This is a genomic window from Acetivibrio saccincola (assembly GCF_002844395.1).
Lineage (GTDB): Bacteria > Bacillota > Clostridia > Acetivibrionales > Acetivibrionaceae > Herbivorax > Herbivorax saccincola.
The window spans coordinates 1,226,962-1,251,772 of record NZ_CP025197.1 but is presented as its reverse complement, the minus strand read 5'-3'; the positions used below and the strand labels follow the sequence as shown (position 1 = coordinate 1,251,772).

The 24,811-nt window shown below is 33.4% G+C and carries 21 protein-coding genes; 4 read left to right on the top strand and 17 right to left on the bottom strand.

The features are described 5' to 3' along the window. Nucleotides 1–16 precede the first annotated feature (16 nt). From HVS_RS05595 to HVS_RS05565, 8 genes are all read right to left on the bottom strand, one after another. On the bottom strand, nt 17–844 hold the full coding sequence (locus HVS_RS05595) for a CpaE/TadZ family protein (protein ID WP_101300029.1): 828 nt from the start codon (nt 842–844) through the stop codon (nt 17–19). Then, nucleotides 828–1,706 carry a CpaB family protein gene (locus HVS_RS05590; protein ID WP_101300026.1) on the bottom strand — a complete coding sequence of 293 codons (879 nt, stop codon included), beginning with the start codon at nt 1,704–1,706 and terminating at the stop codon, nt 828–830. Before HVS_RS05590 ends, HVS_RS05595 begins: the two co-directional genes overlap by 17 nt. Then, nucleotides 1,707–3,062 carry a MinD/ParA family ATP-binding protein gene (locus HVS_RS05585; RefSeq protein WP_101300024.1) on the bottom strand — a complete coding sequence of 452 codons (1,356 nt, stop codon included), beginning with the start codon at nt 3,060–3,062 and terminating at the stop codon, nt 1,707–1,709. Nucleotides 3,063–3,513: 451 nt separating this feature from the next. Continuing rightward, complete coding sequence (locus HVS_RS05580; protein ID WP_101300022.1) at nt 3,514–5,769, bottom strand: M4 family metallopeptidase; 2,256 nt, start codon at nt 5,767–5,769, stop codon at nt 3,514–3,516. 302 nt (nt 5,770–6,071) lie between these two features. Then, nucleotides 6,072–7,907 (bottom strand): ABC transporter ATP-binding protein, encoded by a 1,836-nt coding sequence (locus HVS_RS05575; RefSeq protein ID WP_101300019.1) that lies wholly within the window; start codon nt 7,905–7,907, stop codon nt 6,072–6,074. Beyond that, on the bottom strand, nt 7,907–8,992 hold the full coding sequence (locus HVS_RS17630) for an ABC transporter ATP-binding protein (protein WP_341456965.1): 1,086 nt from the start codon (nt 8,990–8,992) through the stop codon (nt 7,907–7,909). The genes HVS_RS05575 and HVS_RS17630 overlap by 1 nt, the downstream gene beginning before the upstream one ends. A gap of 46 nt (nt 8,993–9,038) precedes the next feature. Further along, nucleotides 9,039–9,629, bottom strand: a complete 591-nt coding sequence (locus tag HVS_RS17625) for an ABC transporter transmembrane domain-containing protein (RefSeq protein ID WP_341456964.1) — start codon at nt 9,627–9,629, stop codon at nt 9,039–9,041. Nucleotides 9,630–9,682: 53 nt separating this feature from the next. After that, nucleotides 9,683–10,210: an A24 family peptidase gene (locus HVS_RS05565; RefSeq protein WP_101300017.1), complete on the bottom strand. Its 528-nt coding sequence runs from the start codon at nt 10,208–10,210 to the stop codon at nt 9,683–9,685. 586 nt (nt 10,211–10,796) lie between these two features. Between HVS_RS05565 and HVS_RS05560 the strand changes: the two genes are divergently transcribed. The 3 genes from HVS_RS05560 (at nt 10,797) to HVS_RS05550 (ending at nt 15,314) form a co-directional block, all read left to right on the top strand. Further along, nucleotides 10,797–12,236, top strand: coding sequence for an ISLre2 family transposase (locus HVS_RS05560; protein ID WP_242971685.1), 1,440 nt, complete (start codon nt 10,797–10,799; stop codon nt 12,234–12,236). A 607-nt stretch (nt 12,237–12,843) separates the two neighbouring features. Continuing rightward, nucleotides 12,844–14,484: a DUF6382 domain-containing protein gene (locus HVS_RS05555; RefSeq protein WP_101300015.1), complete on the top strand. Its 1,641-nt coding sequence runs from the start codon at nt 12,844–12,846 to the stop codon at nt 14,482–14,484. 41 nt (nt 14,485–14,525) lie between these two features. Then, on the top strand, nt 14,526–15,314 hold the full coding sequence (locus tag HVS_RS05550) for a PP2C family protein-serine/threonine phosphatase (protein WP_101300013.1): 789 nt from the start codon (nt 14,526–14,528) through the stop codon (nt 15,312–15,314). 91 nt (nt 15,315–15,405) lie between these two features. Here HVS_RS05550 and HVS_RS05545 read toward each other — a convergent pair whose 3' ends face one another. The 7 genes from HVS_RS05545 to HVS_RS05515 form a co-directional block, all read right to left on the bottom strand. Next, complete coding sequence (locus tag HVS_RS05545; protein WP_101300010.1) at nt 15,406–16,662, bottom strand: TadE/TadG family type IV pilus assembly protein; 1,257 nt, start codon at nt 16,660–16,662, stop codon at nt 15,406–15,408. A gap of 1 nt (nt 16,663) precedes the next feature. Further along, nucleotides 16,664–17,383 (bottom strand): TadE family protein, encoded by a 720-nt coding sequence (locus HVS_RS05540; protein ID WP_242971695.1) that lies wholly within the window; start codon nt 17,381–17,383, stop codon nt 16,664–16,666. A gap of 87 nt (nt 17,384–17,470) precedes the next feature. Then, entirely contained in the window at nt 17,471–17,671 is a 201-nt protein-coding gene (locus HVS_RS05535) for a Flp1 family type IVb pilin (RefSeq protein WP_101300006.1), read from the bottom strand. Nucleotides 17,672–17,692: 21 nt separating this feature from the next. Next, nucleotides 17,693–18,559 carry a type II secretion system F family protein gene (locus HVS_RS05530; protein WP_101300004.1) on the bottom strand — a complete coding sequence of 289 codons (867 nt, stop codon included), beginning with the start codon at nt 18,557–18,559 and terminating at the stop codon, nt 17,693–17,695. 18 nt (nt 18,560–18,577) lie between these two features. After that, nucleotides 18,578–19,378: a type II secretion system F family protein gene (locus tag HVS_RS05525; RefSeq protein ID WP_101300001.1), complete on the bottom strand. Its 801-nt coding sequence runs from the start codon at nt 19,376–19,378 to the stop codon at nt 18,578–18,580. A gap of 37 nt (nt 19,379–19,415) precedes the next feature. After that, entirely contained in the window at nt 19,416–20,654 is a 1,239-nt protein-coding gene (locus tag HVS_RS05520) for a TadA family conjugal transfer-associated ATPase (protein ID WP_101299999.1), read from the bottom strand. Nucleotides 20,655–20,664: 10 nt separating this feature from the next. Further along, nucleotides 20,665–21,771: a P-loop NTPase family protein gene (locus tag HVS_RS05515; RefSeq protein ID WP_101299996.1), complete on the bottom strand. Its 1,107-nt coding sequence runs from the start codon at nt 21,769–21,771 to the stop codon at nt 20,665–20,667. 220 nt (nt 21,772–21,991) lie between these two features. Between HVS_RS05515 and HVS_RS05510 the strand changes: the two genes are divergently transcribed. After that, entirely contained in the window at nt 21,992–23,359 is a 1,368-nt protein-coding gene (locus tag HVS_RS05510; RefSeq protein ID WP_101299994.1) for a TrkH family potassium uptake protein, read from the top strand. 27 nt (nt 23,360–23,386) lie between these two features. On the opposite strand, the gene HVS_RS05505 is transcribed toward HVS_RS05510, so the two are convergent. Together HVS_RS05505 and HVS_RS05500 are read right to left on the bottom strand one after the other, a co-directional pair. Next, the gene (locus HVS_RS05505) at nt 23,387–24,055 is read right to left on the bottom strand and encodes a potassium channel family protein (RefSeq protein WP_101299992.1); all 669 of its coding nucleotides are present in this window, start codon (nt 24,053–24,055) and stop codon (nt 23,387–23,389) included. 61 nt (nt 24,056–24,116) lie between these two features. Then, the gene (locus HVS_RS05500) at nt 24,117–24,731 is read right to left on the bottom strand and encodes a potassium channel family protein (RefSeq protein ID WP_101299989.1); all 615 of its coding nucleotides are present in this window, start codon (nt 24,729–24,731) and stop codon (nt 24,117–24,119) included. Between the last annotated feature and the right edge of the window lie 80 nt (nt 24,732–24,811).

Below are 24,811 nucleotides of genomic sequence, written 5' to 3'. Positions count from 1 at the left end.
CTTCATCACCCTTTCTTTACTGTTCTGCAAGCCCGTCCGCAAGCTCATATAATTCTCTTCTGAAAAACTTATTTATGAGCGGATTATCTTTAACATAAATTCTTCCTTCAAGTGCATATGTAAATGCTGATTTAACAAAAGGAATTTTTGCTACAATGTTAAATCCCATTTCTTCCATGATTTTAAAATCGTAATCAAATCCCATAACATTCATAAATATTACATTTGTAAACTTTGAAGTGCTTATTCCTACTGAAGCAGCATAATCCAAAAATTTTATCATATTCCCGGCACATTCCACCCTTTCAGTAGCAGTAAAAAAACCCATGTGACAGTATTTTACTGCTCCTAGACAAAATTCCAAAGGCGGGTTATTTGGAATATCAATAAGCACAACATCAAATATACTTTTTAGGGTATTTATTACACGTTCCACATTTTCAAATTCAAAATCAAAGTATTCCTCCATTAAATCATGGGGACTTGGGGACAAAAGATACAGCCTTTCATACCTTGTACTAAGCAATTCCCCTCTTATGTCAACTTTATCACTTTTTAGCACCTTAATTAATCCATCTGATTTCTTGTTAGGTGTTACATCTAAATACTGATACAAATTGGGATAAAAAACTTTAAAATCTAAAATGCAAGTATTTAACCCCTTCTGGCTTAGAAGGTAACCTAAATTGCTTATTAAAAGAGCATTATCTACAAAATCACAGGAAGGAATAAATCCAATTACACTATACATAAGCTTACTTTCTTGAAGCTCCGCTCCGATTAAATCTTTTGAAGATATTTTGTCTATTATTTCAGATAATCTCTTCTTACCTTTCAATCCCATATAACCCCACCTCATCTCTAAAATCCAGTATTACATCGCTTTCCGCCCTGCTTAAAATGGTTATTAAAAAGCTTTTACCTGAATAAGCATTGTATTCAGAAAATTTATTCATTTGCTCCTTTGTACCTTCAAGTAAAAGAGCCCTAGGCTGGATGCTTTTTAAAAAATCCTCACTCTTCATAACCTCTTGCCGGGTATCTTCATCTAATTTAAGAACCTCTTGGTACACTTCATATATGGATTGGCTGTTTGCATTTAACATATCTTTTACAACAATGCTTTCAAATAATATATCTGTCTTAATTGTTTTTCCCCTGGTCACTGTTACAACCTGATTCGGGTTGTTTCCGGTACCTGCCGGCTCCTGCTTTGTAGTTTCAACCTCGTATGACACACGTATTCTCACCCTGTCACCCGGCATAAGTATGTCACCACCGCACTCTAAAAGATTATAGGGAAGGGTAAGTACCTCATTTTCTTCATTCATTTCATAGAGCCATTTATTTCTCAGTGGTTTTTCTTCTGTAAACTGATCCTTGTAAAGTATGCTGTTTTGCCTCAAATAATACTTGGTATATTTGTTTATGATGGTAGAAATATCTTCTGCTAAAACCATATCTTCTGTATATTCTTTTCTAATAAGTTTATATTTTTCAATCTTGTCCTCTGTTAACACTGTAAAAGCAGGAATCCCGCTGCCTGACTTAACCCTCAAAACTTCAATTGTGTCAGTTGCAGCTTTGTCTGCATTACTTAATACGATATAAGAAACAACAATAACTCCTATGGCAAAAATTACAGCAAAGAATTTTTTTAAGAATTTTTTGCCTGGTGAAACACTTTTTATATTGCTTAAATCCATTTATTTAGCCCCCTCCATTAATCTCAATAATATATTTCCAAATGCTTCTTCAAAATCTTTCGCTGTGTATATTATCGGAATATCTCTTTCAATTTGTAAGTCAAATTCTTGACTAAATGGAATAATTCCCGCTGAAGTTATTGGATAAGTAAAATGCTTACTTAACCCTGATGTCATGACTTGGCATATTCTGTCCTGTGTAAATATATCTCCTTGAAATCTGGACCTATTATTATATTTTGTTACTAATAATTTAGATTTTGCATTTATATGCATAAGGCTTCCGGGATCAAAAACCACCTCCAAATTTCTCAATGTGCTAAGTATTGAATGAAGATTATTTGAAACACACAAACCAAATACATCCACATATATAAGAGCTTCTTTAAAGTTTTTTAGTAAATCCAAAGGCATATCTAAAATTATCAAATTAAACTGATTCCTAAAAACCGACAACATACCAGAAAGTTTTACACTATTGTAAAACTGTTCTATAAGCCTTGCATCATTAAAATCATATCCTAAAGATGTTAACCATAAGTTTTCTTTAATGTTAAAGGCTGTAATCATATAATCCTGGGGTTTTGCAAGAGTTCTTATAAGAGAAGCATTCATTTCTTCATCTCTTTTTGTTTTCTCATGAAACTCACTAAAGTACATATTGGTACTTCTATAGTCAATATCCATATCTACTATTATAGTGTTTAAGCCTCTTTTCGAAGCTTCAACAGCTATATTTACAACGGAGCTGGTTACTCCTGATACCCTGCGCCCTGTAATTGCAACAACCCTGTTTATGCTCCTGCTTATCTTTTCAAATTCTTTTGCTAACTGGTTTATTTCTTCTGACTCTTGATTTTTCTTAAAACTTAATTTGAACCTGTCTAATATGGATTTTTTCTTTTTAGCATCATCTTTTTCTTCTTTTTGTATTTTCTCTTTCAGATTCTTCTCTTCCTTGAGATTTTCTTTTGCTTTAACAGTTAATTTTTCATAAGCCTCTTTTAAAAGAAAAGCCGGAATTCTAACATAATCTGACACCATTATAGTTACATTTGGATACTCACTAATTATCCCGGATGCTTTATAATAGTCCCTGGTCAAAAAAACTACAGGCACATCTCTCATGTTATTGTCTTTCATCCATTCTAAAAGACTTATTAAATTGTCATCACTAAAATCATTTGAAAAAAATTGCTCAATTATTAACAATCCTTCAGGCATCATATCCAGAGTTTCAATAAACTCCAATGCATTATCTAAGAATAAGACCTCCCTGTTGACTATACTTGCTTTTTCCCCCCTATAACATAAAGTTATATCATGCATTGTTCCGGCTATCAAAAGAATTCTCAATCTAAACCCTCCGTAAACTATAAAAATAAAAAACTTTCTTTTTATGTAAAGAAGTTGGTTCTTTAGACATAAAACACACTTTTTTTTCACCAGTTTCATTTACAGAAACATTATACTACCTAGTTAAATGTTTTTAAAGATGACTTTGGTCACGAAAAAACAAATTCCGGCATTTATTTGCATTTTTCCACTGTTTTCATCTCATTTAAAATTAAAATAGCAACATAAAGAGTTTACAACATTTAATAGTAAATTTCAATATCAAATTATATTTCGATATAAAACCTTATAAAGTTTATAATGAAAATTTTATTCTTCATTTCTACTTTTTATTTATAAATCCATTACCTGTTTTTTAAAAAATTGAATTTTGCCTTATATAAAAATAGATAAAAAAACGGCTTTACTGTTTTAAAACAGTAAAGCCGTTTTTTATCTTGCTTTTTTTTGCTTAATGCAATACAAGGCAATTTTCAACAGTCACTTTATTACTGTAGTCCGATATTCTATTACCATTTTCATCTACAATTGCTACATAGTAATCATAACTTCCCCATATGGAAATTGTATAAAACATATTAAATGGGGTTTCTGCCACCTTTACAGGCTCACCCGGCAAACATGAACACTTCATGTATATTCCGTAGCGTGTACCCGGTACCCCGCTATGATCCCATCTAAGCTGTACTATTAACCCTATTCTGAAAGACTCTCTAAAATTTTCAGGTGCCTTTAAATAGGCTTCAACAGTTACAGCATCACTGAAGGCTGATATTCTCTTTCCTCTTCCGTCAACTAATGCTATGTAATAATCATATGTACCCGGCAGACTCTCTAAAGTAATTTGAGGCTCCTCTATCTCTGCCACCTTTTCAGGAAGGCACGTAGAACCAGGTTTTCTTCTGTATATTCCATATCTTCCTCCAGGTATCTCATCCCATGCAAAATCAACGGACAAACCGTCTATATTGGTCACTTTGAAATTCTCAGGAGCTTCAGGTAAAAGTCCCACTGAAGTGAAAGCTTCTATTACAGTGTTAATATCATACTGGTCATAATAAATGTTCTTTTTGCCTTTAATAGAAGTATGACTATACTTTTCATCTTCAAATAGATTGACAACAGCAACGGCATAGCTTGCAAAATCCTTTAATGATGAGTAGGGCACAATATAGCCGTCAGTCATAGCACTGTAAAATATATTTGCAAGTTTGCTATAACCTATTCCTTTAATTTCTCTGCCATTGTGGCTGCCGCCTTCCGCAATAAGATATGCTGCCTTTGTAATAACTCCTCCCCCTTTATGTGGTATAAAGGGATCCATTTCTAAAACACCACTGTAATGTGTAATTTCAGGATATGCAGCATTTCTCATGGCTCTTCCCGTATCCTCACCTATAAACCAATTAGCTTTTTCTTTACTTAGAAGATAGTCTTCTAAAGCATACTCGCATATAACTCCGAATACATCCGCCAACCCCTCATGTAAGACCATATTTTCATGGTCATTATTATATTCCAACCCTTCGTGGAAAAGTACCAGATGTATAAATTCATGTGCTGCAATATCCAATGCCGCAGCTGTACTTCTTCCATCAACTATTTCATTGCCATCCTCATCAAGGGGTTTCCTGTTATAAAACCATATTTCACTGTGCTCTCCCCAATTACCATACCGTTCTGCACGTGCATTGTGAGGACCAAACATTATCCTGCACTTTATTAACCCCCAATTATCATCATAGGAATTCCTGTTAAAATAATGATTAAAAAAGTCTATTACCCCGGTTAAATTGTAATGGGCATCCACACCATGAGGAACCCTGCTTATTACCGCGTCCGGTTCTGCCTCAAAATGATTTTGCGGACTGCTAAATATATAGAAATTTACTCCTTCACCTGTTTCAAAATTGCCATCTAAATTTATTAAATAATACATTTCATCTTCTTCAACCATTTTTAAATTTTCCACCAGTCCGAATTCACCAATCCCTGTGCCATAAACAGTTGTTTTTACGTTTGTTGAAGATTTTTCAATATTAACTACCTCTAAATTTTCTCCGGAAATGTAGTATGTAAAGCTGTCAGGCTCCGGTTTAGATATGCTTACTACAACTTTATACACATATTCATAGGTGTCGTTGACAGGATAGAGAATTAACTCAGGTTCAGACATTTTAAAAATATCAGTTTCCTGACCTAAATTCTTTTCTATTATTTCTGCTATTTCTTTTTCTGAGATTTTTAAAGAATTGCTTTTTTTAATTAATTTCCTGATGTTTTCAACATTTTTTCCAGATATGACTTCCAGAACACCTTCATGATTTATGTGAAAATTTCTTTCGCTTCCATACACAGGTACCCCGTCTACCACTTGTACCGTCTTTATAACCGTTCTACCCATTGAATTTATAAACTTTCCGGTTATCTCAAATTCCATTCCTTCTAATTTTGTTTTTAGATCTTTAGAACTTTTAGCATAAACCTTTTTTACTATCTCTTCCGGCAACTCATCTGACTTCTCTGTTAGTTTCCCTAAAACAAATGTTACCTCATCGCCCCTTTTGTTCATTAAAGCTATTTCCGGCACAAATTCTTCAATTCCTTCTGTACTGATTACCCCGGTGCTTCCATAGCTGACGGTAGTGCCACTTACAATAATACTTGCTGTCAAAATAATGCAGAGAATTCTTACTAAAGCTTTCATTTGTAAACCCCCCTTATTTTGTTTTTTATTGTATACTATACACTTTACTGTGTACTATACTTTTTATTTTATACGATTTGTGTTAACTAGTGGGTTTAATAACATATATTGCACAATATCCTTTTTATATATTTTATCAGTAAAAACACTTTTCGTAAATAAAAATAAAAACATGATTTCAGCCATTTTTATTTGTGGCTAAAACCATGTTTTTTATTTTAAGTTCATCATATTTACCTAAAGGAATCATCTACAAAACAGGTGATTTTTTTAATGAATAATAATTTCTTGAAGCCTAATTTTTACACTGTAGCAGCTGAAAAATCAGTGAAATCATCCCCATCTAAAAATTTAAACTGAGACATAAAGAGCTCATAATACGCACCTTTTTTCTTTATAAGCTCATCATGAGTTCCCTCTTCTTTAATGCCTCTGTCATCAATAAACATTATCCTGTCTGCATTTTGTATAGTTGAAAGCCTGTGGGCAATTACAAAGGATGTTCTTCCTTCTAAAAGTCTTTGTATTCCTTTTTGTACAAGTTTTTCAGTATAAGTGTCAATACTTGCGGTAGCTTCATCCAGTATAAGTATCCTGGGATTTGCCAAAAGCACCCTTGCAAAAGCAATAAGCTGTCTTTGACCTGCCGACAGTCTAGAACCTCTTTCATTTACATCGGTATCATAGCCGTCCGGCAGCTCCATTATAAATTCATGTGCACAAACTGCTTTTGCTGCCTCTATAATTTCTTCATCACTTGCATCCAGCCTTCCATACCTTATATTGTCCTTCACCGTTCCCGAAAAGAGAAATGTGTCCTGAAGCATAATTCCCAGTTGGCTTCTAAGGCTTTCAAGCGTCACTTTGGTTACATCCATTCCATCTATTAAAACCTTACCCTTTGAAGTCTCATAAAACCTGCTTATAAGATTTATAATTGTAGTTTTTCCCGCCCCTGTAGGACCTACCAATGCAACAGTTTCTCTCTCCTTCACGGTAAAACTTACATTTTCCAGCACTGTCTGCTTTTTATCATATCCGAAAGTTACATTTTTAAATTCCACTTTTCCTTTAATTTCTGGCATTATAACAGCATCTTCACTGTCTTTAATACCCGGTTTAATATCCATTATTTCAAATATTCTTTCGGCACCGGCTAAATTTGTAATTAATATATTATAAAAATTAGATATATTCATAACAGGTACCCAAAACATTGATATATAACTTGTGAACGCCACTAAACCACCTATTGTAATTTCACCTGCATTTAAAAGTCTTAACCCGTACATAAAAACCAGCACCGTCCCGCCGCCCCAGGACAATTCCACCAATGGCCAGAACATGTCATTCATTCTTACTGCCCTTATAAACGAATTTTTAAATTCATTTAAAAGTTCCCAAAAAACCCTTTTGGTTTTTTCCTCACTATTAAATCCCTGGACAACCCTTATTCCTGAAAATATTTCATGACTGTAGGCATTTAAATTGGATGACTTCTTCCTTACTATCTGCCACCTTCTCCTTGACACTATTTGAATGAAAAACATTAAAACACAAAGTACAGGAAGGGTACTGAAGGAAACCAGTGCCAGTTTATAATTCATAGAAAACATTATAGTGGCAATTACTACCATTTTTATTAGCTCGGGAATAAGATTTGTTACGCTGTTTGTAAAAAGGTCATATAATGAGTTTACATCACCTACTATACGTGCTAATATCTTTCCCACCGACCTGTTGTCAAAAAAATCAAATGAAAGATTTTGAATATGGTTATAAAGCTCCTGCCTTATTGAAAAAAGTATTTTATTAGATACCCCGGCCATTATAAGTATTCTGTATTTTGCACAAACCATTGCAACAACATTTGCAAAAGCCATAATACCTCCCAATATTAAAAGGCCTTTTACATTACTGTTTGCAATTTTTACATTACTGTTTGCAATATATTTATCAATTCCAACCTTTATAAAATAAGGATTTAAAAGCTCAACAAGAATCACCATTCCGATTAAAAACAGAACATTTAAAACCCTTAAAATATAGGGTCTTAGGTATGAAAACAGCCGTATTACCACTTTTATATTTACAGTTTCCTTTAAAGTTTCATCTTTTCTAAAATTGTTAAAAGGCATTATATCACCTCTTCCTTGTCATAAAGTGTCATTTTCCCCAGCTGATTCAAATAGGTTTCGTAATATCTTCCTTTTAAATCTAATAACTCCTGATGCTTGCCCCTTTCTACTATTTCCCCGTCTTCGAAAATCAATATTTCATCTGCATTTTTAACTGCAGAAATCCTGTGAGCAATGATAAATTTAGTTACATCTCTGTACTTTTCAAGAGCTTTTTGAATTTCCTGCTCCGTCTCCATATCAAGGGCTGATGTGGCATCGTCAAGTATTAATATTTTAGCATCCTTCATAAAAGCCCTGGCAATTGATATTCTCTGTTTCTGCCCCCCTGAAAGTCTCACTCCTCTTTCCCCCACAACGGTATCAAATTTTTGAGGCATTTTAGATATAAAATCATAGGCTTTCGCATCTTTAGATACAGTAATTAATTTTTCATCAAGTATATTCCTAGACATTCCATTTAATTTCTTATCCGATACTTCATCCACCCCAAAACATATATTTTCCCTTATTGAGTCTGAAAACAAAAACACATCCTGCATAACAATTGAAATTTTACTGCGTAAAAATTTTAAATCCATATCCCTGACATCAATTCCGTCTATTAAAACACTTCCCTCCGACACATCATAAAATCTTCCAATAAGGTTTATTAATGATGTTTTACCAGAACCGGTAACTCCCATTACAGCAATTGTACTACCCGGTTTTGCATCAATATTTATGTTTTTTAGCACAGGTATTTCATTATATTTAAAAGACACATTCTTAAATACCACATGACCTTTAAATTCTTCAGGTTTTACCGGGTTTAAAGGATTCTTAATTTCCGGCTGCTCCTCAAATATCTTTTCCACTTTTTTAACAGAAGCATAGCACTGGGCAATGACATTTGTTAGCCAACCTGCCATTCTCATAGGCCATATCAGCATAAAAATATAATTGCTAAAAGCCACCAGAGTTCCTAAAGAAATCTCATCACCAATTACCAAAAAACCTCCAATTGTAACTACAATAACTACAATGAAATTTGACAAAAATTCAATTCTGGGAAAATACCTTCCCCAAACCTTTGCCTGCTCCATATTAAGCCTGTAGTTATGCCTGTTTTTTCTTAAAAACTTAGTTATTTCAAACCTTTCTTGTATTTAAGGCAGCCCTCTGGTCACTTATCTTTCCGTGAATTTCCCCCACTTTTCTTTCTAGTTTAAAAACAAAATACGCCAAAGCAGGCAATACCAAAACAGTTAAAAGTGCCAGCTTCCAGCTAAGCACAAACAGAATCACCGTAGCAATTATTATATATAAGCCCTGCTCAATGGAAAGCATTATTCCAAAGGATATGGCATTTAAAATATTTTCCGTATCATCTTTAATTCTAGACATAAGCTCGCCGGTGTTTGTCTTGTCAAAATAACTAAAAGACAGCTTTTGAATATGTTCAAACATATCCTGCCTTAATTTTATAATTACTTTAGCTGCTGAACAGTCAAAGAAATACTGCTTAATATAGCCAAAAACCGCCCTTAATACCGTTATAACTATAAGAGCCATTATTATCTTTGAAAACAAATGAGCTTCCCCGCCGATAATAACCCGGTCAACAATGGCGCCAATCAAACGGGGATTAAACATATCCAAAGCTAAACTTGAAAGCATCATCAATAATCCTAATATATAGAACCACATGTATTTCTTCATATATGAAGCCAATCTTTTCAAAACCTTTAACCTCCTACAAACCTACTTTGCACGTCTGATTAAAAAAGTTTACACTATGTAAGTCCTATTGTCAACTGATGAATAAGTGTGATAGCCACGCCACCTGATACTGCATAGGAAAAACGGAAAAAGCCTGACTTTTCCCCGTCAAATTCCTGATATTTTTCTAATTTCATAAAAATAAACAAATCTCTTAAATATAAAAGCAGTTTTTTAAATCTTTCAAAAAAGTTCTTTCTTTTAATCATTATTAAAAGCGCCAAAAATCCTCCAAAAAGAAAAGAATATGCCATACAATAAATTACAAATCTTATTCCCATTATAGCCGCAATTGCAGAAAACAACTTCACATCACCAGCTCCTAAAAACCCTAAAGCATAAAATAAAAATAATGTTATAAAGGGTACAATTATTCCCAAAAAAGAATCTTTCAGACCTCCTGTTCCTGACATGATTAAATTTATCAAAAATCCTGCCAACATAGCCGGATACACTATAAAATTTTTTATTTTTAAGTACTTATAGTCAAAATACACCGACAGAATTAAAGTTATAAAGAGTACTGTTAGTTTAATCGCCATAAGATATTAGCCACCCTTACAATTTATTTTATTATGATAAACCTGAGTAGATTAAAGATAAATAAAATACTGCTTAAAACAAGAGCTGAAAGGCATTATGTCAAAACAAAAAGCTATTCTATATATATATAATATATAAATTATACTATTTAAAAATGGCAGTTGTCAAAATGTATACCTTTTCCATGTTTGCAAATAAAAAGACTCCTAAACCATCCTAACTTTTGGTTTAGAGTCTTTTATGACCACATTTTGCAATTATTCCTTTTGCAAGAACTCATCCTTTTAGATATTTGTTAATATCTTCTATACTTTCATACTCTAATATTTCATCTATAATAGTTTCTAATGTAGGTGCATCCAAATTCTCTATTTTAATACTATTATATCATTTAGCAATGGATTTTTACATAAATTTTTCTTTTATTTATCAACGAAAAATGATACAATATTACACTATTTTAAGTTAGCGTAAAGTTATTGTAGGGAATGAGACATAAAATACCATATATAATTGAAAAGAAGATGACATCCTGTTAAGATATTAATTAACCAAAAATAATAAATAGAAAGGATGACATCTTCTATGTATAATAGTATACAACATTTTAATGAATTTGGGGTAAAAAGAATTGAAAAAAAGATAAAAAATTTTATTGAAGAAGGAAAAGACTTAGCTGATCTTGTTCTTGGTCTAAAAGAAGATTTATTTAAACTTGGACGCGATATACTTAAAGAAGTGCTTGAAGATATGGATGAATATTTCCGTAACTGTGAAATAAGGAAACAGTATTGGGAAATTATAAGAAAAGATAAAACAGCTATTTTAACGACATTTGGAACACTAAGTTATAACAGGACATATTTTAAGCATAAGGAAAATGGTAATAGACAACACCTGGTCGACAGGATTGTAGGTGTAGAACCACATGACAGAGTAAGTGCCGATGTTGTAATTAATGCAATAGAAGAAGCAGCTGACAGCAGCTACAGAAAGGCAGGAGAAAAGGCGACATATATTGATGAAATCAGCAAACAAGCTGTGATGAATAAAATACATAATATTGAAATAGTTGAGCCTGAAATAAAAGTAGATAAAAAGAGAAAAGTAAAAATATTGTATGTTGAGGCAGACGAGGATCATGTAGCATTACAACAAAAAAGCACATTAAGACAGAATGAGAAGGGTAAGAGAAATACAATTATGCCAAAACTTGTATATGTGCATGAGGGAATTGACTTTGAAAAAAGTAATAAGAAGAGAAAAGTATTAAAGAATGTTCGATATTTTGGGGGTGTGTATAATAATTCAGAAAATTTGTGGCTTGAAGTATCGGAATACATATATAAACAATATGACGTTGATTTTTTAGAGACGGTGTATATATCAGGAGATGGGGCGTCATGGATAAGGCAAGGAGTTAACTGGCTTTCAAAAAGTAAATTTGTACTTGATAGATACCATCTTCAAAAATACGTAAGAGTTGCAACCACACATTTAAATGATGAAGCAATAAGCCAAGATTTACAGGACGCATTGAATTTATCTGATAAAAAAAAGCTAACAAAGGTTTTTAAAAAGATAATCGAAAAGACAGGCGATAATGAAAGTAAAATAAAGGCTATAAAAAATGCAAAGCGATATATTTTAAATAATTGGGATGGTATAGAAATAAGGTCAAACAGAGGAATAGTGGGTTGTAGTGCTGAAGGTCATGTGAGTCATGTATTTTCATCCCGTTTAAGTTCAAGACCTAAAGGCTGGTCGAGAAAAGGTGTAGAAAAGATGTCAAAGCTGATAATATACAAGAAGAATGGCGGTAAGGTATATGACATAGTTATGGCACAAAAACAAAAAAAGTTAGCATCTAGTAGGCAAGAAATTCAGGAAAAATTAATTAAGGAATTAAAGAAGTCATCAAACAGGTATGAGAGTGTATGGAATAGTAATTTAACTGTTATTCATAAGGGGTGTAAAACTGGTTTATATAAAGAATTAAGGCGTATTATAGGTATATGCGGATAGGGATGAGGTAATAATAAAGCAAAAATTACGGGAAAGTTTACAAGTAAGCCTATCCAATAGGAATTATACATATCTAAAAAAAGACAAAGAAAAAGAAAAGAAAAAAGCAAAACTTTAGTACCATGACCCGCGGAGCCCTACTACTTGTCAAGGCCGGGCTTTGCCCGCTTGTTTTAGCCTTGACAAAATGGAAAATGGTACAATAGAAATACTTTTTTCTTTTAAAAGTAGCGTTAAAATGTGAAGGAACATAGATAACAAAACGTACTAATTTGTCACAAGTATTGAGTAAAATGAATTCTTTATAGAAAGAAAGAGTTATATGGTATAATAGACAATAAGTTAGAGGAATTATAAAAGAAAATAAGGCTCAAAATGATGTAAAACACTTTCGTTACTAAGAGACCGTTATTTGAAATAGTTGCACAAATAAAAAATGGGATGCCATCTACTTTTCTTTTTCCTACAATAAATTGACGCTATCCTATTTTAAAAATATAGTTGTCAATACACCTGTTTTCTTGATAAAATAGTATATAAGAGTATTACTTCTTGTTCTATATATTTCAAATCAAAATTGTTCACCTAAAAAAGGAGGAGCCCTTCTATGATTAATTTCTACGGCAAGAATCTTGAATTTAACTATGAAAGCAATGTTTCCGGCAATTTTCTTGTAATAATCATGGATGCATCTGAAAAAATACACGAATACCAAATAGGTATTTTAGCAAACAATCCAAATAAACATATTTTGCCCATAGAAATAAGGCAAAAAGATGAAAAACATACTTTGTATTATAACATAACTTCTAAACTGTCTTTATCCCAGTACCTTAAACGTAACAAAATAAATAAAAACAATTTTGTTGCAATTTTTTCAGGTATCACAAAAACAATTTTAGATTCTAAAAATTATTTATTTTCAGAAAATTCATTTTTACTAATGGAAGATTACATATACATAAATCCAAACAATCTAGAAGTTTCCCTTGTTTACCTTCCATTTGATGTACAGGAAGGGCTAAACATTAATTCCTTACTTAAAGAATTTACTAAAAACTTCATAATTAACAGTGCAAATATAGACGAGTCCGGCAACGACAATTTCATTAAGCGGGTTATAAACCTGCTTAAGCTGGATACTTTTAATATACTAGAATTTCAAAAATTTTTAAATGAACTAAGCCAAAATGAAATTCCAAAGAAAGCTGACAGCATCTCATTTAATAAGTCTTCCGACCAATCTTCCGAAGAATTTAAAGATTCAGGCACAGAACCTTCCAAACCTCAAAAGGATAATTCTCTTTCATCATACTTAAGTAAAACTAAAATATCGGTTAATATACCACCTAAAAAAGATGATTTCAACCCCCATCCGATACCTAAAATTCCAAAATCAGAAAAGCAAAAAAATAAAGTTTCAACCAACATCCTTGATAACAGCCGGATAAAAGCGAAATATAAATCCGGTGCTATTACATTAGGTGTTATATTGCAGCTTATAATTATAATAGGAGCTGTCCTTTTGCTGGTCTCCGGTGCATTAGATTCATTAGGAAATGATATGGTAACAAATATAGTTGCCATTGCCATTTTAGGAGGGGCTTTAAGCTTTCTTATATGGAAAAATATTTTAAACGAAAAAAATATCGTCCAAGACACCAAAACTAAAAAAACACCTGCTGTAAAGCCTCCGCCTGTAAAAGCAGCTTCCCCAAAAGCTTTTTTTTCAAAACCTTCCAATATTCCAAAGTCAAAAGTAAATACAAACAAAAAAGAAATAATCTCCATGTCACAAAGTAAAAACAGTCCAATGGAAAACATCCAATTTAATACATTTGCTGCCAACTCCATTTATTCTGATGATACAACACTATTATCTCCTGAAGATAGTTCAATAGATAATACAGATGAAACCACATTGCTTACCCCTTACGAAATTTCCCCGCCTTACCTGCAATCAAACAGGGACGGTGTAATAGAAGAAATTAAAATAACCAAACCTGAATTTTTAATTGGCAGGTTAAAAGGCCAGGTTGACTATGTAACTGAAAACAAAGCAATTGGGAAGGTACATGCAGAAATAATAACAAGGGACGGAAAATATTTTTTAAAGGATCTTAATTCAAAAAACGGTACATATCTTAATAATGAAAGATTAAACAGCAATACGGAGTATGAAATAAAAGACAATGATGTAATTGTATTTGCAAATAGTGAATATATATTCAAAATCCCTAAAAAATAATTTTTAAGTTTATCTGGGTTTTTCCCTGTTAAGGAGGACTTATGAGCAATATATCTTTTAATGTAGGAGCAATATGCGATGCGGGAAATGTTAAAAAGATAAATCAAGATAATCTGCTGGTGAAAATCGGCGAAACACATTTTGGCGAGTTTGGCCTTTTTGTAATAGCAGACGGAATGGGCGGACTTGCTGCCGGGGAAGTTGCAAGCGGTATTATTATATCTACATTTAAAAAGTGGTGGGAAAAGGATTTACCGGTATTACTTTACTCCAGTAATTTCAGTTTAGATTTAGTTGATGAACAATTAAAAAAAATAATACAAATAATCAATCAAACTGTGATAAATTATGGGGTTTCAATAAATAAAAATTTGGGCTCCACCCTCTCTATGCTCTTTTTATATGACAGGTCATATATTTTAAAGCATATTGGAGACAGCAGAATATACATTATAAACAAAAAAACCATAAAACTTACAGAAGACCATTCCTGGGTAGCTGAACAACTAAAGGAAGGAAATATAACTTACAAGGAAGCTTTGAACCACCCTAAAAGAAATGTACTCACAAGATGTATAGGAACAAGAAATATTGAATTATATGAGTCAAAGGGCTATGTTACGGAAAACGACGTTTTTTTGCTGTGCAGCGATGGTTTTTACAACTATCTTGATGAACAGGAAATTCTAAAAGATATTTTAAAATGCACAAAAAATAAAAACAATGTACAGGAATGCTTGTCAAATATGCTAAAAAAAATCAAGTCAAAAAAAGCTCATGACAACATATCAGCTATTATTATTTCGCAAAACAAAGATAATAATGGCTAAAATTACCACAAAGACTTCTTAATAGCATCCCTTTTATAGTACTTATTTATAGTACTTATTTATAGTACTTATTTTTATAGTACATATGTTTTTAATGACCCGTTGGCTTTCCATAACCTTCTTTTTCAATGATGGTGACAGGAGGCTCTTTTTTTGCTGCTTCCTCTTTTAGCTCACTAAACATCTTCTTTGCCTCTTCCGTAAGAGAACCCTCCGGAACTACCACAATAAGAATTCTTGAATTTATACCACCGTTATCCTTTGTCTTTAGATGGAAGTCATTAATGGTACCCCGTATTGAACTTTTTGCTTTTCTTAAGTCTTGATAAGTTTTTGCATATAGGTTAATACTTCTTACTTTATATGCATTTTCAGGATTTTCAGATTGATATTTTTCCAATTCTTTTTTACTGATATAACTTCCGTACTCGAAATTTCCCAAATCCCATATGGAGCCTTCCTCTTCTTCCTCTTCCTCATCATCTTCATTTTCTTCTCCTTCCTCATCTTCTTCCTCTTCTCCACCACCCCCGTCTTCAGCATCATCTTCATCTTCTTTTGACCATTCTGAAACTGAAGTTACTTCACCGTCCCCACTCATCCACCCCCTGACTATTGCCCTTTGTTTCATATGTATTTCAGGTATTATATTTATAGGAAGAGCTGTTTTAATTCTATAACTCACTACTATATCAATTGTTTTACCGTCCGCAAAAATGCGGTTGTTAAATTTAAATGCCTGATAAGGGCTTTCCCCTTCATTTACAGCAATATAAACACCCGGACCGCCTTTACTGTTAAAAATGTTTTCATTTATATATTTTCTCATAAAGAAGCGTACCATTGGAGCTGACAACTCACTTTTAATCTTTTCATATCCTGCTCCGGCAAACAAGGCGGCAATGCTTACAAATTCTTTTTGAGGATTATCTTTAACCTCATTAAAAACACTTGTAACGTTTTCCACAACTCTGCCGCCGTCTTCAAATAAATTTTTTAAGTTGTCAATATCCATATTTTCACGGTTTTTGCCCTGAAAATTGCTGCCTAAAGCATCAAAAGCCTCCAAAATTCCTGTCATATGTTCCGATGCACTTTCCCCGTACTCACCGGCTTTTCCGGAAATTTCATCATTCAAAGCCTGAAGCCCGGATACTGAATATAAGTAGCTGTACGTTGAAAGTTCATTGGCAGCACCGTTTATTGCATATTGCACATTGTTATGAATATATGCAACCCTCATAAAGAAAGCTATGCTCAAAAATACGCAAATAAACAGTGGAAGCGAAATGGCAGCTTCTACAGTCAATGCACCTCTATTCTCTTTAATGCACTTTATATGAAACATTTTAATCAGCCCCGCTGGCAACATCCTGGATTTTTTCAAATATATTTCCAATACCCTTTCTTACATCAGTAACAACTTCACTTCCCTTGCCTTTAAAAACCCCGTTGTCTATTTCCTTTACCACATCCAGTGCAAAATCCGTAGTCCTTATAAATTCCACAGGTTCATTTACAACTGCCTCTGAATGTACCCTGATTGTTATTGTGTCTTTTAATCCAAAAACCCTTAAAACAGAAGCAAAAGGGTTTTTATACTCTGCTTCCACGGTTACCCTTATTTTTTTATATACTATGTAATCTGTTTCCATTTTTGCAGTTACATTTAATGTTTCAGGTTTATCCAAAATAGATACACGGGACATTAGATACTTTGTATACTCTTCTATTTTAGACTGCTTTGTATTTCTCGCCTTAGATGATTCCAAAAAGGGTATCCTCCAATAAAGACATACATCTTTCATTTTATCCTTTGATATATATCCCATAATCATATCCTTTGAAGGATTATTCCATACTTCGGCACCACGGCATGCAGTCCTGTCAGCAACAGACTGTATATATGACTGCTGATACAAAAATTCTCCGATAAGTATAAGGGCTATGAGAGTAAAGATAACGACAGGCACAATTATCGTTGCCTCAACAGTGATGCTTCCTTTATTGTCTTTTAGTTTTTTTTCCCACACCTTGCCAAAGCCCATATTTAAAACCTCTTTTATCATAAAAAAATTAAAATCAATATATTAGGGCAAAATATCCTCTGCCCTAATATAAATCCAATATCTCTTAAAACTGATTACCTCCTGTTTTTACGGAGTTGGAGTTATACCTTCTAAAATTTTACCGTCAAGATCATTATTAAAAATTTTTTTAATAATATTACTTACAAAATCAAATATAGCTCTTCTGAAAATCAATGCAACAGCCACTAAAACCGCAACAATTATGACTATTTCAACTGTACCTAACCCGTCCTCTTCTTTTAAAAACCTTTTAATCAATTTAAGCATCCAAATCACCTCCTTCCAAAATTACATACTTCCCATAATGGCTATAACTGCAGGAGTTGCTACTATCAGCAACACTGCCGCAAACATCAGCATCATTGGAAAAAGCAGTTTTGAACTTGCCTCTTCCCCTATTCTTCTTGCCGCATGTTTTCTCATTTCCCAACATTCGCTGGCCTGGCGTAAAAGCATCGGTACTATATCGGAGCTTCCCTTGTTAATGTTTTGAATGATTATAGAAGAAAACCTGGTTATTTCAGGTATCCTGCACCTTTTTGCAAAGTCCTCAAAAGCATTTATTTCAGACTTTCCTGCCCTGATATCAGCAAGTACAATTCTAAGTTCATCATACAAAACAGTATCCTTTTCACTTTGCTCAACAATTCTTTCCCACGCCCTTGAAACTGTCATACCTGCACTTATCAAAAGAACAAGCTGGTTTAAAAAATCCGGAAAATCAATTTGTATACTAAGTCTTCTTTCCTTTACTTTTTTGTCCAATTCCCTGTAGGACACAAAAACCACCAAGGCTAAAACAAATACTCCAAAAAACAAATATTCAGTTGTAATTTCTTCCTGGGAAACCCCTACAAATAAGAACAGAATAAGCAGTATAAACATAAGAGTTATTTTATTAGCCCAATAAATTTGGAGATAGTAAACGGAATACTTAGGTCCTTTTAATTCAGATATTTTGTCAAGAACTTTCCTGTCATATTCCGTATTATAGGAATACTTTATTTTGTCCATGATAAAAAGCCCTACACACAAAAGGTCCTTTAATTTGTACTCTTCCTTATCCAACGGTTCTGTGTATTCCCTGTATTTATTCTTAGACGAAAGAAGCAGTATCATAAATACTAAAAGTACGGCTAAAGATGCTATCAGCATGCTTCTACCTCCCGGCAATTAAACTTTAATATCCATTATTTTCTGGGATATAAAATAGCCTGCTGCCATGATAATAATTGCAACGGTCATTACAATCCTTCCTAGTATAGTGCTAAACAAAGGCTCCATATAATCTTCCGTTGTCAGTGAAAGAACTACTATCATAAAGATGGGCATAACAGATAAAATTTTATGTTCAAACTTTTTAGCCGCTATTGTAGTATTTATATCCTCTATAATTTCAATCTTCTCACTTATAACATCTGATGAATTCCTGGTGACTGCCACTAAATTCCCGCCTGTCCGTTTACAGGTCTTAAACACCTCTACAAAGTTTTGAATATCCTCAATTTTTGTTCTTTTTGCCAGGTCATCTAAAGCAGCTTCCACCGTTTCATTCATATTCAGCTTCCTTATTATGTACTCAACTTCCTTGATTATATAAACATCGGTGGTGGGGTATAGAACTTTTAGATCTTTTAACACATCTGAAAATGCAGATTCCGGGGATTTACCTGCAGTCAGTGAAGAGGAGAGGGCATACAGCATGTCCTTAAACTGGAGATTTAAAAGCTTCTTCCTCTTTTTTATTATTTCCCTTGTTTTTATTTTAGGATAAAAAAGTGCAAAAGGAGTCAAAAGCAGTGACAATATTATATTCTGATAGAATATAAACCCGATTGTAAATAGCACGGCCGCAGCAAGAAGGATATAAAGTAATTTCTCAGCAGGTTTCATAATATAAACATCATAATCAATTAAAACATTTTGATTTTGAACATCCTTTTCTTCAGTGACAGTTAAAGTTTTAGATTCCATTATATCACCCCTGTTCTTAAGAAAACATCAAACATTCTTAAAAAACATCAGATATACCTGCCATTTTAAATTTAAACTTTTTAACCATTTGGTTATTGGTTCTCTTTAGTTTTCCTATAACTCTTTTTTCTTCATCTTCCCCTTCTTCCTCAAATACATAAAGGGGGTTTAACAGTATGTTGCCGTCTTTATAGCCCACAACTTCTGTAATCTCCATGGTTCTCCTCGATTTGTCCCTAAGTCTTGCCAAGTGAATAATTATATCAATTGCAGAAGCAATTTGCTGCCTGATGGCGTCTAATGGTATATTGGAACCACTTAAAACCATAGTCTCAAGCCTTGAAAGAATATCCCTGGTGGAGTTGGCATGACCTGTGGATAAAGAACCGTCATGCCCTGTATTCATGGCCTGGAGCATATCTATGGCTTCAGGACCACGAACCTCACCCACTATAATTCTTTCAGGTCTCATTCTAAGAGAGGCTTTAATAAGGTCTCTTATTGTTATTTCACCTTTTCCTTCGGTATTAGCATTTCTGGTCTCCAGCCTTACAATATTCTCTATACCTGTAATTTGCAATTCTGCCGAGTCTTCTATCGTAATTATTCTTTCATCTTTTGGAATGAAATTTGAAAGGGCGTTTAAGAAAGAGGTTTTTCCGGAACCCGTCCCACCGCTTATAAAAATATTATATTTTGCCCTGACCATCCTGTTAAGGACTTCTGCAACCTCCTCCGTCACTGAACCAAACTTTATGAGCCGTTCCATAGTCATAGGCTTTTCAGGAAATTTTCTTATAGTTACAATGGGACCGTTTAAGGCTATAGGCGGAAGCACCACATTAACACGTGACCCGTCTGTAAGCCTTGCATCTACAATGGGATTTGATTCATTAACCGTCCTGTTTACCTTTGATACAATAGTCTGAATGACATCTTCCAGTTTTCTCCTACTTTCAAACCTGACATCTTTTTTAAAAATCCTGCCGTCTTTTTCAACAAAAATTGTATCCGGACCGTTTATCATTATTTCCGTTATACTTTTGTCATCAATAATAGGCTGAAGTACATCAAGCCTTCTCATGGAGTTAAATATCACATCTGTGATTTCCTTCTTTTCACCAATGCTAAGATAATGCTCCTTAGATGCCTTAAAAACTTCGCCGGTTATTACTTCCCTGATTTCTTCATCGGTATAATCCTTTGATAAATCAATACTGTCGTTTATTCTTTCCCTTATTTCATGGATAAGTTTTTCCTTGCTATTAATATCCATTTTAAACACCCTATTTCAACTTGTATATTATTTTGTTTGCTGCATTTGCTATGGGGTTTTCACTATTTGCAAGGTAGTGGGCATCAGATGCTTCCATTCCGCTTATATACGGTATTTTGGCAAAAACCGTCTTTTCTCCTAAAGTCACATTATCTAAAGCTTCTAAATTAATACCTGTACATTTATTCAGTATAACTTCACCTTTGTTAATAAAATCCAAACCTTTTCTTTTATTTAAAAACTCAAATGCCTTAAGCATCTCTTCAAATTTAAATTTTGAAACCCTGTCATAAGATAAAACATAAAATATGCAATCACTTTTCTGCATTAGCAATATGTTAGTATCACTTAACTCACTGCTGATATCGGCAATAATCACATCATAATAAGCCATTGCTTTCATCTCATCAATAAGCCTTTCCATTTCATCAACAGCCATATCTTTTAAGTCAAAACTATTTTCCGGCGGAAGAAAATAGTGTACCCCTGTTGCATCATCTATTAATCTGCCGGTTTCTATTTTAAGAGATAAATTCTTGCTTTTTTCTTTTAGGAAAAACAATATACTTGATAAGTTTTGACCATTATCAACAGAATTGAAAAAAGCTCTGGTAGAAGAAAGACCTTCAAAATTCAGATAAAAGGTGTTCATTTGACTTTGTACACATTGAAAAGCAGTAGCCGCCGCTAAAGTAGATGTACCTGCACCCCCTACCGGCGAGAAAAAAGTAACTATTTTTGTGTCATTAGACCCTTCTTTAGTATGAATGCTAAAATTACTTCTTTCAGAAAAGATATTTAAAATATTATTTACAAGATTGGTACCCGTTTGATACTTGCTAACTATTTCAAAGTCTTTAATTTCCTTTGGTAAAATCCCTGTTGATAAAATTATTGGAGCAACTACTTTTTTTAAGTCAATTTCCTCTTTATAAAATGACGGTGTAATCAACAAAATATCAATTCTATCAGTTTCATCAATATGCTCATACAGGGATTTTTCATTTGTAAAAGACTTGATATAAAATTTGTTTTTGTACTTTGAGTAAATAAAACCTGTAACGTTATCAATGTAGACTTGATCTTTGTCGGCTATTACCAACCTTAGTTTATACATTTTAAATACCTCAACAGAATAGTTTTTTTAAGAACAGAAACTACTAAAAGATGTCTTATTATATATTATATTATAAATTATAAGATTTTCCAAGACTTTTTTTATGTAAAGTATTCAATTTAAAACCAAAGTTTTCTCATTGCAGCCATATCCATAATATGATATAATGGGAAGAATGAAAGTTATGGCTAATAATACCAAGGCACGGTGATTATTTTTTATGATTAAGTTCCAATTTAATATAAAGAACAGGAAGCTATTCCGTTTAGATCCCACTAAAATTATATTGTTAAGCTTTATAGTGGTTATTTTTTGGGGAACTTTACTTTTAACCCTTCCCATTGCTTCAAATGACAATGCTGAAAAAGCAGATTTTCTTACTGCACTGTTTACCGCCACATCCGCCACCTGTGTTACAGGACTGGTAGTGGTGGATACAGCCGCCCAGTGGTCACTTTTTGGCCAGATTGTTATCCTGATTCTCATTCAAACAGGAGCTTTGGGTTTTGTAACCTTTGCCACATTTTTCTCAATTTTGCTTGGAAAAAAAGTAAGTCTCAAAACAAGGGTATTAGCTCAACAATCTCTAAGTGATTTTAGCTTTGACGGTGTTTTAAGCCTTATTAAAAACGTGGTACTTGCCACTTTTTCAATTGAATTGGCAGGAGCCGTTATTTTAGCTACAAGGTTTGTTCCAAAATTCGGTTTTAAAGGCTTTTACATTTCAATTTTTCATTCCATATCCTCCTTTTGTAATGCTGGATTTGATATATTGGGGGATTTTCAAAGCCTTACCAATTACAATGACGACCCTGTACTTTTGTTTTTTACATCAATACTTGTTATTTTAGGCGGACTTGGCTTTGTTGTGTGGAAAAATTTATGGGAATTTCCCAAAAAGAGAGAGCTGCTCCTTCACACAAAGGTAGTTTTACTTTTTACTGTATTTCTCATTGTCTTTGGCGGGATATTTTTCTTCCTTTCAGAATTTAATAACCCCTATACATTAGGCAAACTCAGTATAGTTGAAAAAATAAATGCCTCATTTTTTCAATCTGTAACAACCCGCTCTTCAGGTTTTAACACCATTGACACAGGCAGCATGAAAGAGATAACCAAAGCAATGGCAATTTTTCTTATGTTTATAGGTGCGGCACCTGGTTCCACAGGAGGCGGTGTCAAACTAACCACCTTCGGGGTTATTTTAGTTGCCGTTATTTCACAAATCAGGGGAACAGAACACGCTGTTGTTTTTAAGAGAAGAATTCCCCACCAAACCATAATTAAGTCCCTTGCCATTGTCAGCCTTAGTGCCATGATTGTTATCACCTTGACAACTGTGCTCATGTTTTTGGAGGATATTCCTTTTTTGGACACCCTTTTTGAATCCACATCTGCAGTTGCCACTGTAGGTCTGTCCCCTATAGATGTAAGTATTTTAAGCAACATAAGCAAAATTCTTATAATAATCGGTATGCTGGTGGGAAGAATAGGTCCTCTCTCTTTTGCCATTGCTCTTACAATACAAAATGCCCAAAAGAAAAATCAAGATGTGGTATATCCTGAGGGAAAAATAATAGTGGGCTAAAAATACCTGAAACTTAGAAGCTACAAGTTATTGCTTTCCTTTACCCACAAAGTAATCCTTAAGCTCTGCCTGGTCCTCACTTGAAGAGACGGTTATAATATAATCCCCTTCTTTTAATATTGTAAAACCATTTGGTATAATAACTTCCACATCCCTGATTACAGAAATAACAACACAGTCTTTAGGAATATTTATATCCTTTAAAGCTTTGTCACACACCGGTGATTTATCAGTTATTAAAATTTCATTCAGCACCAGCTTCCCGGTTTTTAGTCTCAAAAGGGTTTTTATGCCTGAGTAATCCACTTCCTGCTCAATAAGGTCAGCTATTATGGATGTACTGCTGACTGGGATATCCACCCCCAGCTTTTGAAATATTTCAATATTTTTTGGGTTATTGACCCTTGCTATGGTCCTCTCCACTCCAAAATTTCTCTTAGCCAGTTGGCACGCAATTAAATTATCCTGGTCTTTTCCTGTAACTGCAATAAAAATATCACACTTTTGCAGTTCTATTTCTGAAAGCACTTCTAAATCTGTTCCATCCCCGTTTACCACAGGAATATTCAGTTCATTTGCTATTTTATTGCACACATCCTCTAATGGCTCTATAATAGCTATTTTATGTTTATATGGAAGAAGGGTTTTTACAAGGTAATATCCAAGCTTTCCCCCTCCCGCTATAACAATATACATATTTTACCTCCATATGAAATTTATGAATTTTGATAAAAGTACATAAATTCCTATTAAAAATTCAATCCCCTTTACTTGCAATTACAATTTCATCGCCTTTTTTAAGTACAAAACCGGGTTTTGCAAAATTAAACTCATTGTCCCTTATAACGGCAAATAAGTGGGAACTTTCATCCAATTCAATATCCTCTACTTTTTTACCTATATAGGATTTATCCACTCTTTCCTGTCTGTATAAAATAGCTTTATTGCCAATGGTTTGCGTCTGAACCTCTTTTTTGCCTATTATAATAGACTTTATTACATTAACTGAAATATCCGTAGGACAAATTGTCTCCAATCCAAAATGGTGAAAGACATGTTCCCTGGAAGGGTCATATATTCTGGCTATCACCTTTGGAACTTTAAAAATCTCCTTTGCAACCTGGCAAACCATAATATTTATATTGTCATCCGGTGTAACAGCTGCTAAGGCATCTGCAGTATTTATTCCTGCCTTTTTTAAAACATCCTGGTCTATGGGTACCCCAGTAAGAGTTATCCCGTTAAAATCAGGAGACAGCAATTTAAAAGAATTGCTGTCACTATCTATGATAACAACATCGTGACCTTCTTCAGATAAAACATTTGCAAATCTTGAACCTACTTTTCCACATCCTATTATAATTACATGCATTATATTCCTCCCGGAAAAATTGCTTTTTATTTATGTATAGCTAACCTGTTTTATATTAATTAAACCTATTCTATATTATT

What these genes read in the sequence shown, in the direction of transcription:
- HVS_RS05580 (WP_101300022.1), bottom strand. Translation starts at nt 5,769, where the DNA reads ATGAAAGCTTTAGTAAGAATTCTCTGCATTATTTTGACAGCAAGTATT.
- HVS_RS05565 (WP_101300017.1), bottom strand. Translation starts at nt 10,210, where the DNA reads ATGGCGATTAAACTAACAGTACTCTTTATAACTTTAATTCTGTCGGTG.
- HVS_RS05530 (WP_101300004.1), bottom strand. Translation starts at nt 18,559, where the DNA reads ATGCTGATAGCATCTTTAGCCGTACTTTTAGTATTTATGATACTGCTT.
- HVS_RS05555 (WP_101300015.1), top strand. Translation starts at nt 12,844, where the DNA reads ATGATTAATTTCTACGGCAAGAATCTTGAATTTAACTATGAAAGCAAT.
- HVS_RS05560 (WP_242971685.1), top strand. Translation starts at nt 10,797, where the DNA reads ATGTATAATAGTATACAACATTTTAATGAATTTGGGGTAAAAAGAATT.
- HVS_RS17630 (WP_341456965.1), bottom strand. Translation starts at nt 8,992, where the DNA reads ATGGAGCAGGCAAAGGTTTGGGGAAGGTATTTTCCCAGAATTGAATTT.
- HVS_RS05535 (WP_101300006.1), bottom strand. Translation starts at nt 17,671, where the DNA reads ATGCTTAAATTGATTAAAAGGTTTTTAAAAGAAGAGGACGGGTTAGGT.
- HVS_RS05520 (WP_101299999.1), bottom strand. Translation starts at nt 20,654, where the DNA reads ATGGATATTAATAGCAAGGAAAAACTTATCCATGAAATAAGGGAAAGA.
- HVS_RS05500 (WP_101299989.1), bottom strand. Translation starts at nt 24,731, where the DNA reads ATGCATGTAATTATAATAGGATGTGGAAAAGTAGGTTCAAGATTTGCA.
- HVS_RS05540 (WP_242971695.1), bottom strand. Translation starts at nt 17,383, where the DNA reads ATGATAAAAGAGGTTTTAAATATGGGCTTTGGCAAGGTGTGGGAAAAA.
- HVS_RS05595 (WP_101300029.1), bottom strand. Translation starts at nt 844, where the DNA reads ATGGGATTGAAAGGTAAGAAGAGATTATCTGAAATAATAGACAAAATA.
- HVS_RS05525 (WP_101300001.1), bottom strand. Translation starts at nt 19,378, where the DNA reads ATGGAATCTAAAACTTTAACTGTCACTGAAGAAAAGGATGTTCAAAAT.
- HVS_RS05575 (WP_101300019.1), bottom strand. Translation starts at nt 7,907, where the DNA reads ATGCCTTTTAACAATTTTAGAAAAGATGAAACTTTAAAGGAAACTGTA.
- HVS_RS05505 (WP_101299992.1), bottom strand. Translation starts at nt 24,055, where the DNA reads ATGTATATTGTTATAGCGGGAGGGGGAAAGCTTGGATATTACCTTGTA.
- HVS_RS05590 (WP_101300026.1), bottom strand. Translation starts at nt 1,706, where the DNA reads ATGGATTTAAGCAATATAAAAAGTGTTTCACCAGGCAAAAAATTCTTA.
- HVS_RS05510 (WP_101299994.1), top strand. Translation starts at nt 21,992, where the DNA reads ATGATTAAGTTCCAATTTAATATAAAGAACAGGAAGCTATTCCGTTTA.
- HVS_RS05545 (WP_101300010.1), bottom strand. Translation starts at nt 16,662, where the DNA reads ATGTTTCATATAAAGTGCATTAAAGAGAATAGAGGTGCATTGACTGTA.
- HVS_RS05515 (WP_101299996.1), bottom strand. Translation starts at nt 21,771, where the DNA reads ATGTATAAACTAAGGTTGGTAATAGCCGACAAAGATCAAGTCTACATT.
- HVS_RS05550 (WP_101300013.1), top strand. Translation starts at nt 14,526, where the DNA reads ATGAGCAATATATCTTTTAATGTAGGAGCAATATGCGATGCGGGAAAT.